This is a genomic window from Paraburkholderia dipogonis, from assembly GCF_042680985.1.
In the GTDB taxonomy this organism is placed as follows: Bacteria; Pseudomonadota; Gammaproteobacteria; order Burkholderiales; family Burkholderiaceae; genus Paraburkholderia; species Paraburkholderia phytofirmans.
Genome location: NZ_JBHUFR010000002.1, coordinates 177864 through 191612 on the forward strand (window position 1 = coordinate 177864; position 13749 = coordinate 191612).

The following is a 13749-nucleotide window of genomic DNA, read 5'->3' on the forward strand; positions in this document are numbered from 1 at the left end:
TTGAAACCTGACCCGCCAGCGCACACTGAACTTGTGTCAATTGCGCAAGGAGCCCGCGATGTCCACCCGCCACGATAAAGATAACGAGTTCGAAATCGACCTGCCGGCCGCTTCAGCCGCCGAATGGACCAGCCCGGTGCCGGGCGCCGACGCCGGAACGATGCGCGGGTTGCACCTCGCGTCGGAGAGCGTGCTGTGCCTCGCGACGCAGACCTACAACGCTGTCGCGCGCGGCGACGCGGCGGGCGCGCAGGCAGCGCGCATGTCGCTCGAAGAGCAACTGCAACTGGCCACGCGCCTGATCGACGAGCTTCTGTTCGACGGCAACGGCCCGCATACGACGCATTGACCGGCCCACCGGCCGAACAGCACCAATCGCAGTCTCACCCTCTGAAAATCGACATGAGCGCTCTGACGGTAATTTTCTGCATCTGGGCCATGGTGGCCTTTTGCGCAATCCTCTTCATTCGCGGCGCCACCTCGCGCGTGGAACAACCGACCAAGGCACCGCAAAAGCGCCCGGCGCGCTTTTCGATCGCGGAGTAGCGGCAAGCAGGCGATCCCGATTCGTACGGCAGAACACGTGCGAATCCTTCGAACGTTCTCATCGGAATAGCCGTACGGCAAAAGCGGCCCGGCAGCCCATCATCACCACAGGTCGCAACGGCCCGGCAGCCACCGCAGCATGAATCCGAGCGGCGTAGTGCCGCCCGGCCGTCATCTGCCCAGCCGTTATTCCATGGAGATCGTCATGCTGAAGTTTTACTTCCACCCCTCGCCGAACCCGATGAAAGTCGCGTTGATGTTCGAAGAACTGCAGGCCCCGTTCGAACTGATCGCGGTCGACACGTTCAAGGGCGAGCAACATCGCCCCGAGTTTCTGCGGATCAACCCGAACGCGAAAGTCCCCGCGATCACCGACGACGGTGTGACCGTGTTCGATTCGCACGCCATCCTGCTGCACCTCGCGGCAAAGCACGAACGGTTTCTGCCGGCGTCGGCGGCCGAACGCGCGCAAGCCTTGTCGTGGCTGATGTTCGTCGCGACCGGGCTGTCGCCGTTCTCCGGCCAGGCGGTGCACTTTCTGCATCACGCGCCGGCGCCGCTGCCGTATGCGCGCAATCGCTATCTGAAGGAAGTGGAGCGCCACTATCGCGTGCTGGACGAGCGCCTCGCGGCGTCGAAATATCTGGCCGGCGATACCTATTCGGTCGCGGACATCGCGCTTTGGGGCTGGGCTAACTTCGCCGGCTACATTCTCGGCGAAGCGGGTCTGAGCGCGTATCCGAACGTGAAGCGCCTGGTGGCCGAAATCTCCGCGCGTCCGGCCGCGGCTCGTGCACAAGCCTTGAAAGACAAGCTGACGCTGAAAGCCGAGTTCGACGAAGAGACCCGTCGCGCGCTATTTCCGCAAAACGAAGGCGTGAGCGTTTAAGCGCCTGCCGGTCGGACATGCCGCGCGAGCCGCTACCATCGCGCAGCGGCTCGCGCGGTTGAGCGGGTTACAGAGTCACCGAGTCTTCACTTAAGGCCGAGGCGTTTGGCCAACCGGTTCAGATTCGCACGATCGAGACCAAGCTCGCGCGCGACAGCCGCCCAGTTCTGATTGTGGCGCGCCAAAGCATCGACAACGGTGTTCCGCTCGAACTCAGTGACCGCGCTGCGAAAGTCATTCGATGCCGTCTCAGATGTTTCGGCTTGCGTGTTCTGGACTCTGTCTTCTTCGGGCGCGGCCGCCAGCGCAAAGTCCGCGGCCGTCAACGTCAGGATCCGGCGACGCTCGCGATTCGTGGCCAGCGCCTTGAGCGCGCTTCGGCCGATCAGGTGCTCCAACTCACGCACGTTCCCCGGCCACGGATAGCGCAGCAGCATGGCTTGCGCATCCGTTGCGAGACGCAGGCTCAACAGACCGAGCCGCGAGCGATTCTCTTCGAGAAAAAAACCCGCCAGCAGCAACACGTCGCGGCCGCGTTCGCGCAACGGCGGCACGCGCAACGGATAGACGCTGAGCCGATGGTAAAAGTCCGCGCGGAACCGCCCTGCACGAACCTCCTCAACCAGATCGCGATTTGTCGCGGCGATCAGCCGCACGTCGACCTTGTGCTCGTGGTCCGAGCCGATGCGCTGCAGCTGGCCGTTCTGCAAAACCCGCAACAGCTTGGCTTGCACGAGAAGCGGCAGCTCGCCCACTTCGTCGAGAAAAATCGTGCCGCCGTCGGCCAGTTCGAATTTGCCGCGCCGGTCCGACGACGCGCCTGAGAACGCGCCCCGCACGTGCCCGAACAGTTCGCTCTCGACGAGCGTATCCGGCAGCGCGGCGCAGTTCAGGCTGATCAGCGGCTTGTTTGCGCGCGACGAGAGCGCGTGAATCGCGTTGGCCACGAGTTCCTTGCCGACGCCGGTCTCGCCGGTGATCAGCACGGTCAGATCGCTGCTGGCGACCACCTCGATTTCCTTCATCAGATGCGTATGCGCGTCGCTGCTGCCGACCATTTCGCGCCGGCTCTGGCTGCTCGCCTGCCGGTAGGCTTCAGCGCGCGCCCGCTCTTCCTCGCTGCTGCGCGCGAGCGTATCGATTCGCTCGACGACGCTCACGGTAGCGGCGGCCAGACCCAGAAAAGCCCGCAACGACGCCATGTCGATGCTGTCGAAGCGCGCCGGGTCGAGCGCATCGAGCGTGAGCAATCCCCACGGCCGGCCGCGCACGAACAGCGGACAGCCGAGGCAGTCGTGTACTTCGAGATGCCCCGCCACGCCTTGCACGAGGCCGTCGTAGGGATCCGGCAGATCGGAGTCGGCAGCGAAGCGGGTCGGCTCCGGCCGTGACAACAATTGCTCGAAGCGCGGGTGATCGCCGACACGAAAGCGCCGCCCCAGCGTATCGCTGCTCAATCCGTCGATGGCGAGCGGCACCAGCGTGTCGCCCTCCAGACGCAATAGAGCGGCCGCGTCGCCGGGAAACAGCGCGCGCAGGCTGCTCAGCAGACGGCGGTAGCGTTCGCTTTCGGGCAGATCGCGCGAGAGATCGCGGATCAGCGGCGTCAGGGCGTCGAGCAGTGCTTCTGCAGTCAAATTGACTCCATCAGGAGTCTTTTCGACTAAGGTCGAATTGACCATCTTTAATTTCAGATCGTTGATTTATTTACATTTTATACCTGGCACGAAACATGGATAGATAAGCGCATCAGTCGAAGCACGACTGGATATCCACCAACAACCAGGACTTCTTATGCTTTCCGCCGAACACCGCGCCATCGTCAAAGCCACCGTTCCTCTTCTCGAAAGCGGGGGCGAGGCGCTGACCACGCACTTCTACGACATGCTGATCAGCGAACATCCCGAAGTGCGCCCCATGTTCAACCTCGCCAATCAGGCGAGTGGCGCGCAGCAGCGCGCGCTGGCCAACGGCGTGCTGATGTACGCCCGCCACATCGATCAACTCGAACAACTGGGCGGGCTGGTCTCGCAGATCATCAACAAGCACGTCGCGCTGAATATCCTGCCGGAGCATTATCCGATCGTTGGACAGTGCCTGCTCCGATCCATCCGCGAAGTGCTGGGCGCGGAGATCGCCACCGACGCGGTCATCGAAGCGTGGGCCGCCGCCTATCAGCAACTCGCCGATCTGTTGATCGGCCTCGAAGAGAAAATGTACGCCGAGCGCGAAGCGGCGCCGGGCGGCTGGCGCGGCACGCGGCTCTTTCGCGTCGCCCGTAAAGTGCGGGAAAGCGACGAGATCACATCGTTCTATCTGCGCCCCGACGACAACGGCAAGTTGCTCGCGTTTCATCCGGGGCAATACATCGGCGTGCGGCTCGTGATCGACGGCGAGGAAGTGCGGCGCAATTACTCGCTCTCGGCCATGTCGAACGGCGAGGAATACCGGATCAGCGTGAAGCGCGAACCGGATGGCAAGGTGTCGAATCACCTGCACGCGCGCGTCAGTGAAAACGATACCGTGGAACTGTTCGCGCCCGCCGGGGATTTCAAGCTCGAAGACAGCGAGAAGCCGCTGGTGCTGATCAGCGGCGGCGTGGGCATCACGCCCACGTTGGCCATGCTGCAAGCCGCGCTAAAGACCGATCGCCCTGTGCACTTCATTCACTCGGCGCGTCACGGCGGCGTGCATGCGTTCCGCGACGTGATCGACCAATTGGCCGCGCGTCATCCGAAGTTGAAGCGTTTCTATTGTTATGAACAGCGCCGCGCGGAAGATGCCGACGCGCACGGCATCGGCTATCTGGACGAAAAGCGTCTGGACGCGTGGTTGCCCAAGACGCGTGACGTCGACGTCTATTTCCTCGGACCGATCGCGTTCATGAAGGCCATCAAGAAGCACTTGAAGGCGATCGGCGTGCCGGAGTCGCAAAGCCGGCACGAGTTCTTTGGTCCGGCTTCCGCTCTCGAATAAAGCGCGGGCTACGGTCGACGTGCAAATAGCCGGAGCCGGCTATTTGCATGCAACGGCCGGTCGCTTAAGTCACGCACTTAGCACAGCGTTGCGCTTGTCACCCAGGACATGCTCTTGAAGCGCGCGATCAGGGCGTCCACCAACTCACGTTGCGCCTGAGCCAGCGCAATCGTGACCTCTTCAAAACCGCTGCCCGGCAGCGTCGTGACAGCGACCGTCTCGACGTTACGGGAGAACGGAAATAGCACCTGCCAGATTGCGGCAATGCGCATGCCGTGAAGCGCCGCGCGCACCACGAGTCGATGACGGCCCGAAGTTTGCGACGTCAGTACCTGCAAACCGCTCTCAGAAGATTCACTGGTCATGTCGTATCCTTTTATATTGACTGAGCCGCGTTGGTCGCGGCTTTTCGATGTTTGTCCGATTCTCCCACCTTATTAAGGCATCTTGATGATTCCGCTCAAGCGCCTCAGCAACGCGTCAGCATGCTCGCGATCGACCTGCGATATCTCTCGCTGCCTCAATATCGCCTCGATCCGTTGACGCCAATAACCCGGCTCATTGATCAGCGACGTGCAAGCCATCGAATCACCTTTTGATGTAAATCGCTCAAGCGTTGTGACTATCGTTTCAATGTGCGAAAGATCGTTCTTATAAGAAGCGTGACTTCCCATTACATTCCCGGCTGACTTTATCAAGCGCCTTCGAATCGCCCTTCGAACGAGTTGGCAAGCAATGCGATACCCATTTCGTTTCCGAATCGGCCGATCCGTCCTGCTTGGAGGAAAGCGAAACAACAGCCCTGGCGCATTAGCGCCAGGCTGCGTGAGCATTGCTGTTGGCTGACTGGCTTTATTTAGCCCGCGCCGGGGCAGGCACCGTCAACTGACTGGCCTGCGCCATGGCAATGGCTTGCGCGGTGGCTTTGCGCACCGCGTCGTAGGCGGCGCCCGCGCTGGAAACCGCCGACTTGAACGCGGTGACGGCGAGTTCGGAACCTGCGGGCGCATTGCGCGCGAGGTCCTCGAACACCGTCTGCATTTTCGTGTTGGACTGAGCGAAACGGTCTTCGAAAATCTTCAGAAACTCGGCTTGTGCCGCATTCGCGATTTCAAGCATGTGACTGTTATAAGACAGTACTTTCTCCGCGACGGGCTTCGCGTTGCTGGCCTGATGAACAAGCAATTCGACCGGCGTCTTACCGGACATTGCCATTTGCCATGCCTGCTCGCTTTCCGCAAGCGTGGCTCTCGCTGCCTGCAGGTTCAATTTGGCCAGCTCTTCAAAATACTGGAACGTTTGCTGCGTCAACGAAAACACGACGGCCGCATTGGCGCTTTGCATGGAGATGAATTGCTCCGGCGTCGAAAAATACACTCTGGACTCCTTCTTTAAAACGTTCACATTGCTCAGACAAGAGGCATGCGAAACCAGCGGGACGCAAGCAGATTGTTGACCCTCGAATTGCGCCAACCCGCTCGAATCGTTCTGCGATGCAGCATTAGATGAAACATTCTAACTTTGTTAAATCTGCGCTTGGCGTACTCTTTTGTAGGTAATTACCCTTGAATGACGGCGCGGTTTTGGCTGAGGAATCGCGAGGCTGCGTTGATTGAAAGATCAGCGGAATAAGCGCTGCCCTCGCGCATAGGCCGACGTGTGGGACATCACGTGGAAAACACTTTCGATAAGCGGCTGGATCGCGCCATGAAGTGTGTGAGCAGATGTGCAATAGACGGTCAAATACATGTGCATGCGACCGTCTATTTCATGGGAGAAAAAAGAATATGTGATGCGGATTTACAACCATTTATTGGGGGGCGCCGCGGAATTTAATCCGGCGGTAATACCAGTGGACCGCAATTGGTATCAGCAATAAACGTCGCAAGTAATCTGGCCGTGTGCACCGCATCAGGGTTCTCGGCGAATAAATGAAGCGCGCGCGGCGGCTCGAACCAGGTCTGTCCCGCCGCGTAGTCGACAGGCGGCCCACCCTGCAGTTGCGAGCGGATCGTCCCCTCCAGCACGACCGCGCTCACTGCGCCGGGGTGGCGATGCGCGGGCGTAAAGCCCAGCGGCGGAAAGTCGACGATCGCCGTCGTCACCGACTTGCCGGGCGCGTCGGGTACCGCTTCGCACGAGAGCACCTTCACGGTCGACGCCGGCCGGCTCACTGCGCCGGTATGCGTCGACGCGCTGGACATCAACGAAGCGCCACCGCAGATGCCCGCGAACCAGTCGATTGCCGCACGTGGCGCCGACGGACCGAGCGCCAGCATCATCGTCGTGGCGAGTGCGAGCATGGCGGGCTTGCGTGCGAAACGCGGCAAGGTCGGCGCCAGCGGATTCATACGCGCGCCGCCGAGCGGCTGTCCGGCGACCAACCCAACTCGCGGCGTGCCTTCGCGCTGGTCACTTCGGCGGCGTCTTGCGCGACGTTGTACACGCCCGCGCTGTCCCGTTGAAGCGCAAGCAAGGCCGCAAAGGCCGCCGCTTCCACATGCAGCGGACTCGAACCAGCCGGGGTGTCAGCGCCCGTGCCAGGTCCGTAGATCTGTCCATAGCGAAGCACCGTGCCGTTCAGCGACACCGCTTCCAGCACGTGCCGCTCGAGCGCCGCGACGCCACGCATGCTCGTGCCGCGCACGCCCTGCGCATCGATGTCGAGCGGGGAGCTTTCGTCGTAAGGCGTCGCTCCTGGCCGGTACGCCCATGCGATGCTTTGCGCGATCATTTTGCTGCTGCCCGCCGCGATCGCCGCGGCCACCAGGTTGCGCGTACCCTCGTCGCGTATCCGCGCGTTCGCCGTGACCGCCTGCGCCATTCGGGCGGGGTCGAGCCCCGGCGGCAGGTCGGTCAATTGATGAATCACGCCAGCCGGCGCAATACGCACGAGCGCTTCCCGCAGCGCGGCCGCATCGAATACGTCGACGACGACCGGCACCACGCCCGCGGCCTCGAGTTCTCTCGCACGGTCCGCGCGCCGCGTGCTGCCGAACACCGTGTAGCCCGCGTCGAGCAACAGCGGCGCAAGCGCGCTGCCGATTGCGCCCGTTATTCCGGCGACAAAAACCTTGTGTGCCATTTCCTTTCTCCCATTAGCCGTAACGCTTCCGATGAGTCCAGCATAAGACTGTTAATGGTCATCAAAAAGGTCCATTATTCGGAAATTGACTGAGCCAATTAGACGGAGACCAAGGTGCGGCGAGCCGAACAGATCGAACTTGCGCTAGCGCCGAGGCCGGAAGGCATGCCGCTTCAGCGCTGGCTCTACGACGAGCTGCGCCAGGCGATCCTGACGGCGACATTGCCGCCAGGCGCGCGCCTGCCTTCCACACGCGATCTCGCGGCGCGGTTTCGACTGTCGCGCGGAACGGTGCTGGGCGTTTTCGCGCAACTTGAGGCGGAAGGGTATCTATCGGGCGCGGTGGGACGAGGCAGTTTCGTTGCAGCAGAACTGCCCGACCGGCGCATCGACAGCGGCGAGCGGACGTCGCCCGGAAAGCGCGACGGCAACAACGGTACGCAACCGCCTGATGTCGAGTTGTCGACGCGCGGCCGTTTGCTCGCGCGCAGCGCGTTTCAGCTTAGCGGCCGCGCTCATCCGGCGCGCGCGTTTCGCGCCAGCCAACCGGATCTCGACGCGTTTCCCTTCGAACTGTGGGCGCGGCTGGCGGCAAACCGGGTGCGTCGCGCGCGGCGGGATCTGCTCGGCGACGGCGAGGCGCAAGGATATCGGCCGCTGCGCGAAGTGATCGCCGCTTATGTCGGCCCGTCGCGCGGTATTCGATGCTCGGCGCACAACGTCGTCGTGTTGGGCAGCGTTCAGCAGGCGATCGATCTGAGCGCTCGCCTGCTGCTCGATCCCGGCGACACTGCGTGGATGGAAGATCCCGGTTATCCCGGCGCCCGTTTCGTGCTCGAAGCCGCGGGCGCGCGAGTGATCGGCGTGCCGGTCGATACAGCGGGCGCCGATGTGTCATGGGCTCGTCAGCACGCCGCAGCAGCGCGTCTCGCCTATGTCACCGCCGGGCGTCAGGCGCCGCTGGGTCCGCCGCTCGCGCTCGAACGGCGGCTCTCGCTGCTCGAATGGGCGCGCGAGCGAGGCGCCATCATCATCGAGGACGACTACGACAGCGAGTACCGCTTCGAGGGCCACCCGCTCGCCGCGATGAAGAGCCTCGACGATCACGGACACGTGATCTACTGCGGCACCTTCAGCAAACTGCTGTTTCCCGCTTTGAGGACCGCGTACGCGATCTTGCCCGACCGGTTGGTCGAGCCGTTCGTGGCCGCGCTGTCGTCCACGGCACGGCATGTTCCGACCGACCAGCAATCCGTGCTGCACGACTTTATTGCCGACGGCCATTTCGGCCGGCACATACGGCGCATGCGCATGCTCTATGGCGAACGAGCCGAGGCCCTGACGTCGGCGCTCGAGCGGCATCTCTCGGGTTTGCTTGCGCTTGCGCCGATCGTGGCGGGTCTCGACGCGCCCGCGTTTCTGCCGCGAGACGCCGACGACACCGACGCCGCGCGGCGAGCGGCACGCGAAGGCATCGAGACGCGTCCGCTGTCGCTATACGCGATCGACCGTGCCGCGCCGCCGGGGCTTGTGCTCGGATTTGCTGCGATCGGTGTCGAGGAAATAGAGTCCGGCGTGATTGCCCTTGCCCGGGCATTGACGCGCCGTTCGCGATGAACCCGCGCGACGGCGGCAGGCCAGCATAACGCTAGCCGCGCAACTCAGCCCGCAGACCGCTTGCGACGTTTCACCGGCGCATTCTGCCCCTGCCAGCTCGCTTCATCGAGCAGACGATCGAACAGCCTGTTGCGCGTCGCATCGTCAAGCGGCGACAGTCCCAGCAGAGAATGAAACGCGAGGCCACTGGCAGCGAAGTAGCGCAAGAGCGACAGATCGAGGTCGCTCGCTTCATCCTGCATGGCCTTCATTTTCTGCGCATCGAACGCCTTCATGTCGTCGAGCAAGGTCGGATTCTCGACCAGCGCGGCAAGCACGGCTCGCGCCACGGAATGCGGCTGATTGATGGACTCCCGATAAATCGCGATCTGCGCGGCGAGGTTCGGCTCTGCTTTCGATGGGCCCTCGTTCGCCAGATAGTCGCGCGCGATCTGTTCGAACTGCTGCCGCTGAAACTCCAGCAACGCGCACAGCACACCCTGCCTCGTGCGGAACTGATGCAGCAATCCGCCTTTGCTGATGCCGCTTTCGCGCGACAACGAATCGAACGTCAGCCCACCGATCCCTTCGCGGGTCAGGATGGTGAGAGCGGCATCGATTGCCTTCTTGCGGGAAATCTCCGAGCGGGTCTGGTTATCCATTGTCGATAGTGATGACGTCGCCACGCCGGCCGTGCCGGCCCGTTGGCTGCCGCGTCGTGATGGTGTTGGGCTGCTGAGGTTTGGAATTGTACCGCCCAGCCCTCCCAACAAACAAACCGGATAGACGGTTTACATTAAATTAAGACGGTGCTACTGTTCGGCCTCATCGGTTCTCGTCTGAACTGGACGCCGCCCGGCAATCACCGGCACTCAATTTGCCCTTCAAGGAACATGCAATGTTCACGAACAAACTCGTCCCGCTTCTTCTTGCCGGCACAGCGGCACTCGCGCTCACGGCTTGCGCGGGTGTGCAACCCGTCGCTTACACGGGCATCGCTTCGTCGCCGCAGTTGAAACAGAACCGGGACGACGACGCGAGCAAAGTGCCCTACAAGTACACGGCACCCGTGGTCTGGGCGCGCTATACGCAGGTCGTACTGGACCCCGTCGCGATCTATCAAGGCAGCGACAGCCAGTTTGGCGAATTAAAGACTGCGGATAGAACCGCGCTCGCCGACTACATGCAGAAGACCTTCGCCGACAAACTATCGAAACGGTTCGACATGGCCACGCAGCCCGGCCCGCACACCTTGCGGATCAAGCTGACCTTGACCGGCGCCGAAAGCACGACGTTACTGGTCGGACAGTTCATGCATTTCGATCTTGCGGGCAATCTCTACAACGGCGTGCAGTCGATCCGCGGCGGCCAGGGCGCATTCAGCGGCTCGGTGTCCTACGCGGTGGAAGTCTATGACGCGGCGAGCGGCCAACTGTTGAAGGCCTACGTGTCGAAGCAGTATCCGAATGCCATGAATCTGCCGGCCGCGTTCGGTTCCCTGGGTGCCGCGAAGACCGGACTCGACAAGGGTGCGGACGCGCTGGTGGCGCAGCTTCATTGACCGGCCCACTGCCCACCGCCTTCAGCGGCGCGTGGCGCTGACGCGCGGCGCGCAGGCGCCACGCCACACCGCCGCGGCAGCCCCACTCAACGAGAAGGCCGCTCTTCCGGACTACTCCGAGGTACGCGTATGCGCGCATTCGCTGAGCTCGTCGTCTCACTCGCCCCACCGCCTTTGATGGTCGCTGTCGTGTTCGCCGTGGCGTATCTGCTGGTGGGAATTCCCGTTCAATTCGCGCGCGGCCCGGCCGCGAGAGATGCGTTCGGCACGCTGGCCGGCGTCTTTGCCGCACTTGTCTACATCACGCTGGCGATGAGCTTCTATGCGGATGTTCATAGCGCTCCTCGCTAATCCGGCAGGTCTCTCCAGAAGGTTCGGACATCATGTGCCCGCGACATCCAGATAGCACGCGTACGCGAGACCGGCGCAAGACTGCCGGCCAGCAGACGTCGAGCTTGCGCGACTGCACGCTGGCCGTGGCGATTCGCGCAGGCATCAGGCACAGCATGAAGCTCGCGCTGCGCTCTCTACGCACCGGCTGCCTGCGCGCTTGCCGGTTGGCGAAAGACCTGGGCGATGTAGTGCGTGGAAAGTTGTAAATGCGACTTCGCCCACGCCTCGCCTTCGTCTGGCTCGCGCCGATTGCCGCCGCCTTGATCTGTCTCGCGCTCTTCGCGCCCTGGCTCGAACGATCCGGCTCCGAGGTCACCGTCAGCTTCGCCACGGCCGAAGGACTCGAAGCCGGCAAAACCCGCGTGCGTTACAAGGACGTCGAGATCGGCAGATTGACGGAACTGCGGCTCTCGCACGATCGCTCACGCGTGCTCGCCGTGCTGCAACTCGACACGTCCGCCGAACGGTTTTCGACATGCAGCACGCGCTTCTGGGTGGTGCGCCCGCGCGTCGGCACCGCCGGCGTCTCCGGACTAACGACGTTCATCTCCGGGCCGTACATCGCAGTGGATGTCGGAAGCGCGGCGCCGACATGCCGGCAATTCGCGGGACTGGAGACGCCGCCGTCCGTCACCAGCGACCAGAACGGCGGCCGCTTCGTGCTGCACGCCGCTTCGCTCGAATCGCTCAACGTGGGTTCGCCGGTCTATTTCCGCCGCGTGCAGGTGGGGCAAGTCCCCAACTATTCATTGGCTCGCGGTGGCTCCGCCGTCGATGTCGATATATTCGTGAAAGCACCCTACGACCGCTATGTCACATCGGGCACACGATGGTGGCACGCAAGCGGCATAGACCTGCGCTTCGATTCGAGCGGCTTGACGCTGGACACTCAGTCCGTTGCCACGCTGCTCTCCGGAGGCGTCGTATTCGACCTGCCCGAATCGCGGACGCCCGAACATCGCGCGGCCGACGGCACCGCGTTCGCTCTCGCCGCGAACAGAACCGACGCAATGCATCGTGCCGATGATGGACCCGCCGCGCCGGTGCGCATGAGGTTCAACGCAAGCGTGCGCGGACTGTCAGTCGGCGCGCCGGTCGACTTCGACGGCGTCGAACTGGGCGAGGTCACCGCCATCGATCTCGACTTCGCTCCGGCGCACAACCGCTTCGACATGGTGGTGACGCTCAATCTCTACCCGTATCGTCTCGGACGGCGCTACAAAGAGGCGCTCGGAAAAGGCTCCGGCGCGGCGGCCAAGGCGCTGCTGCAGCAGCTGATCGCCCAAGGTTTGCGCGGGCAGTTGCGCATGGGGAGCGTCCTGACCGGCCAGCGCTATGTGGCGCTGGACTTCTTCCCGAACGTGCCCGCTGTCAGCATCGACACGAGCCGCATGCCGGTCGAACTGCCGACCGTGCCCAATACCGTCGAAGAGCTACAGGACCAACTGGCCAACATCGTGAAGCGGCTCGACCGCGTCCCCTTCGACGAGATCGGCTTCAACCTGAATCAGGCACTCGTGAACGCCGATTCCCTGTTCCAGCGCATCGACACGGAGCTGGTGCCGCAGGCGCACACGACGCTGGCGGCTGCCGAGCGCTCGTTCAACGCCGCAAACGCAATGTTGCAGCAGGATTCGCCGATGCACACCGATATCCGTCAGGCGTTGACCGAGTTGCGCCGGACACTCGGCGCGCTGAAGGCGCTGTCGGATTACCTGGAACAGCATCCTGAATCGATCGTGTGGGGTAAATCGGCGGACCGTTGACGTGCTTCGCGGCATGCCCCTGCCCGGGGTTGCGTCTGTGCGATGATGCCTCACGTCGACCCGACTCCCGGAGATCACGATGAACGGCAAATGGTTTTCGAAGTTCTCAAGCTTCCTTTCCACGATGACCGGCAGACCGGCCACCTTTGTGCTGGCCGTCCTCATGGTGACCGTCTGGGCTCTTACCGGCCCGCTCTTTCACTACAGCGATACGTGGCAACTCGTGATCAACACGTCGACGACGATCGTCACGTTTCTGATGGTCTTCCTGATCCAGAACACCCAGAACCGCGACACCGCCGCGATGCAGATCAAGCTCGACGAGTTGATCCGCGCATTGGCAGGCGCTCACAACGCCCTGCTCGATCTCGAAGAGCTCGAGGAAAAAGACTTGACGCGCTTTCGCAAACACTACGAAAGACTGGCTAACGAAGCGCGGATCGCGCTGCGTGCTGGCGGCAGCGACACCGATTCGCCCTTCGTCGACAATCGCGATGACGATGACGGTCACGAAGAGCGGCCAGGCGGCAAGGCGCGGGGCGGCTAAACGGACGCGCGCGTCGCAACGCGACTAGCCGACGCTTTGTCCGCGATCACGCGTTAGCGCGCAATCCGCTCAGAAACGTGCGACGTCGATCACGGCATCGGCGAATGCTTTCGGCGCTTCCTGCGGCAGGTTATGTCCGACGCCGCCGCCGATGTTCCGGTGCGCGTACTTGCCGGTAAACTTCTTCGCGTACGCCGCCGGATCGGGGTGCGGCGCGCCGTTCGCGTCGCCTTCCATCGTGATGGTCGGCACGGCAATCGTCGGCGCCGCGGCCAGGCGCTTCTCCAGTTCGTCGTATTGCGCCTCGCCCTTCACCAGCCCCAGACGCCAGCGGTAATTGTGAATCACCACCGCGACATGGTCCGGGTTGCTGAACGATTGCGCCGAGCG

Annotated in this window: 15 protein-coding genes and 1 pseudogene; 9 read left to right on the forward strand and 7 right to left on the reverse strand. The window is 62.8% G+C overall.

Annotated features, from left to right (window positions below; all coding sequences use genetic code 11):
• Window positions 1-58: 58 nt before the first annotated feature.
• From ACFSNN_RS02850 to ACFSNN_RS02860, 3 genes are all read left to right on the forward strand, one after another.
• Window positions 59-349 carry a hypothetical protein gene (locus tag ACFSNN_RS02850; RefSeq protein ID WP_134463127.1) on the forward strand — a complete coding sequence of 97 codons (291 nt, stop codon included), beginning with the start codon at window positions 59-61 and terminating at the stop codon, window positions 347-349.
• Window positions 350-402: 53 nt separating this feature from the next.
• Window positions 403-546 carry a hypothetical protein gene (locus tag ACFSNN_RS02855; protein WP_166799356.1) on the forward strand — a complete coding sequence of 48 codons (144 nt, stop codon included), beginning with the start codon at window positions 403-405 and terminating at the stop codon, window positions 544-546.
• 205 nt (window positions 547-751) lie between these two features.
• A complete protein-coding gene (locus ACFSNN_RS02860) occupies window positions 752-1435 on the forward strand; it encodes a glutathione S-transferase family protein (protein WP_208949571.1) in 684 nt (227 codons plus the stop codon).
• 86 nt (window positions 1436-1521) lie between these two features.
• Here ACFSNN_RS02860 and norR read toward each other — a convergent pair whose 3' ends face one another.
• Window positions 1522-3117, reverse strand: coding sequence for a nitric oxide reductase transcriptional regulator NorR (norR, locus tag ACFSNN_RS02865; protein ID WP_134463125.1), 1596 nt, complete (start codon window positions 3115-3117; stop codon window positions 1522-1524).
• A 112-nt stretch (window positions 3118-3229) separates the two neighbouring features.
• Between norR and hmpA the strand changes: the two genes are divergently transcribed.
• Window positions 3230-4411, forward strand: coding sequence for an NO-inducible flavohemoprotein (gene hmpA / locus ACFSNN_RS02870; RefSeq protein WP_134463123.1), 1182 nt, complete (start codon window positions 3230-3232; stop codon window positions 4409-4411).
• Between the two features lie 77 nt (window positions 4412-4488).
• Here the strand turns inward: hmpA and ACFSNN_RS02875 are convergent, their stop codons facing one another.
• The 4 genes from ACFSNN_RS02875 to ACFSNN_RS02890 form a co-directional block, all read right to left on the reverse strand.
• Window positions 4489-4776: a hypothetical protein gene (locus tag ACFSNN_RS02875; RefSeq protein ID WP_012428001.1), complete on the reverse strand. Its 288-nt coding sequence runs from the start codon at window positions 4774-4776 to the stop codon at window positions 4489-4491.
• Window positions 4777-5263: 487 nt separating this feature from the next.
• Window positions 5264-5788 (reverse strand): phasin family protein, encoded by a 525-nt coding sequence (locus ACFSNN_RS02880; RefSeq protein WP_134463121.1) that lies wholly within the window; start codon window positions 5786-5788, stop codon window positions 5264-5266.
• Between the two features lie 455 nt (window positions 5789-6243).
• Complete coding sequence (locus ACFSNN_RS02885; protein WP_134463119.1) at window positions 6244-6762, reverse strand: cupin domain-containing protein; 519 nt, start codon at window positions 6760-6762, stop codon at window positions 6244-6246.
• Window positions 6759-7496 (reverse strand): NAD-dependent epimerase/dehydratase family protein, encoded by a 738-nt coding sequence (locus ACFSNN_RS02890; protein ID WP_134463117.1) that lies wholly within the window; start codon window positions 7494-7496, stop codon window positions 6759-6761. Before ACFSNN_RS02890 ends, ACFSNN_RS02885 begins: the two co-directional genes overlap by 4 nt.
• 114 nt (window positions 7497-7610) lie before the next feature.
• On the opposite strand from ACFSNN_RS02890, the gene pdxR reads away from it, so the two are divergent.
• Window positions 7611-9113 carry a MocR-like pyridoxine biosynthesis transcription factor PdxR gene (pdxR, locus tag ACFSNN_RS02895; RefSeq protein ID WP_134463115.1) on the forward strand — a complete coding sequence of 501 codons (1503 nt, stop codon included), beginning with the start codon at window positions 7611-7613 and terminating at the stop codon, window positions 9111-9113.
• Between the two features lie 44 nt (window positions 9114-9157).
• Here the strand turns inward: pdxR and ACFSNN_RS02900 are convergent, their stop codons facing one another.
• Window positions 9158-9754, reverse strand: a complete 597-nt coding sequence (locus ACFSNN_RS02900) for a TetR/AcrR family transcriptional regulator (RefSeq protein ID WP_134463113.1) — start codon at window positions 9752-9754, stop codon at window positions 9158-9160.
• 236 nt (window positions 9755-9990) lie between these two features.
• Between ACFSNN_RS02900 and ACFSNN_RS02905 the strand changes: the two genes are divergently transcribed.
• The 4 genes from ACFSNN_RS02905 (at window position 9991) to ACFSNN_RS02920 (ending at window position 13359) form a co-directional block, all read left to right on the forward strand.
• On the forward strand, window positions 9991-10653 hold the full coding sequence (locus tag ACFSNN_RS02905) for a DUF3313 domain-containing protein (RefSeq protein WP_134463111.1): 663 nt from the start codon (window positions 9991-9993) through the stop codon (window positions 10651-10653).
• A gap of 129 nt (window positions 10654-10782) precedes the next feature.
• The gene (locus ACFSNN_RS02910; RefSeq protein ID WP_134463109.1) at window positions 10783-11004 is read left to right on the forward strand and encodes a hypothetical protein; all 222 of its coding nucleotides are present in this window, start codon (window positions 10783-10785) and stop codon (window positions 11002-11004) included.
• A gap of 248 nt (window positions 11005-11252) precedes the next feature.
• Window positions 11253-12812 (forward strand): PqiB family protein, encoded by a 1560-nt coding sequence (locus ACFSNN_RS02915; protein WP_134463107.1) that lies wholly within the window; start codon window positions 11253-11255, stop codon window positions 12810-12812.
• A 79-nt stretch (window positions 12813-12891) separates the two neighbouring features.
• Entirely contained in the window at window positions 12892-13359 is a 468-nt protein-coding gene (locus ACFSNN_RS02920; RefSeq protein ID WP_134463105.1) for a low affinity iron permease family protein, read from the forward strand.
• 69 nt (window positions 13360-13428) lie between these two features.
• Here the strand turns inward: ACFSNN_RS02920 and ACFSNN_RS02925 are convergent.
• Window positions 13429-13749: pseudogene (locus tag ACFSNN_RS02925) on the reverse strand (alpha/beta hydrolase); the annotation flags it as partial.